The 1378-nt window shown below is 66.1% G+C and carries 1 protein-coding gene; it reads right to left on the bottom strand.

All coding sequences use genetic code 11. The features are described 5' to 3' along the window. Positions 1-1148: IS110 family RNA-guided transposase (locus tag ACZ6TI_RS48135; RefSeq protein WP_465352037.1), on the bottom strand; the 1148-nt coding region annotated here is incomplete at its 3' end. Between the last annotated feature and the right edge of the window lie 230 nt (positions 1149-1378).

Below are 1378 nucleotides of genomic sequence, written 5' to 3'. Positions count from 1 at the left end.
AGTGGTGTTCTAGGCTGGAGTCTGGCGGGTCCGGGAAGTGACTTTTCCGAAGTGTCGATCATGGGGTTCTGGTCGGCCGCGCTGGATTGCAGAGTCGCCCCCACGTGTCCTCCCGGGCCCGTCTCGCCGTTCTTGGCGTCGTTGGCCATCTGCCGGTAGACGACGTCGGACAGCCGGCGTTTGAGCGCGCGCATGGCTTCCATCGGGGTTTTGCCGGCGGCGAGTTTGCGTCGATAGTAGGCGCGGCCTTCGGTGTCGTTGCGGAGTTGGACGACGGCCATGATGTGCAGGGTGCGGTTGATGCGCCGGTTCCCGGCCCGCGACAGCCGATGCCGGTTCTGGTCGCCGGACGAGACGTCCAAGGGTGCGGTGCCGTTCCAGGACGCGAAGTGCCCGCGGCTGGCGAAGCGGCTGATGTCCGCGACGTCACCGATCAGCCGGGCCGCTCCGGACGGGCCGATCCCGTGCAGGTCCTGCAGGCTGCTGCCGGTCGCCTCGACGAGTTCCCGGAGCTCCTTGTCAGCAGCTTTCGTCTTCTTGTCGACCTGGACGAGTTCGGTGATGAGCTCGGAGGCAAGCCGGCGGCGAGTCCGGCCGACCAGATCACGAGGACGGACGGTATTGAGCAGCTCGCGGGCCTGCTTGGCCGATAGGTACTTCTTGGCGCCCCCGGGCAGCAACTCGAGCAGCAGCTTGTGGATCCGGTTGAGCAGGTCGGTGTGAGCGCGGCCCAGACCGTCACGGCGGTCGACCAGCAACCGCAACGCCACTGTCATGTCGTCGACGACGACCTGCCGCAAACCCTTGCTGCGCAACGCTGCGACCGCGACGCTGTGTGCGTCGACCGGATCGGTCTTACGGCCTTGACCGGCGTCGAACACCCGCACCCGGGCGGACAGTTTTGCGGGCACGTCCACCACGGTTTCGCCGTCGGCGACCAAGCGTTGGGCGATGTGCTTACCGATGCCGTTGCAGCCTTCGACCGCCCAGATCCGGTCCTTGTGCTGCCGGCCGAGTTTGAGCATGGTCTGATAGCCGGCGCGGTCGGTGCCGAACCGGCCTTGCGCGAGGACCCTCTCGCGGTCGTTGATGACCTCGATGGTCGCGGATCGCTTGTGCGGATCCATGCCGATGATGACCTGTCCCATGCCTGCTCTCCTCGATCGAACCGGGTGTTGAGTCCGGCGAGGAGGGCAGCGCTACTTCGAGCTGGGCAGTCCCCTCTGGAGCCTCACCCCGCCACGGTGACCGGCGGAACGCATGCCAAATCTGAGCCACACCCACAAGCGGTGGACAGCCGATGAGAGAGCTACCCCGCCGGTCACCTCGACCAAGCCTGGCCGGGCTGCGGTCGTAGATCAATTAGATAAGTAGCCGA

The sequence above is a fragment of the Actinoplanes sp. NPDC051388 genome (assembly GCF_055586225.1).
This window is presented reverse-complemented; position numbering and strand designations above follow the sequence as displayed.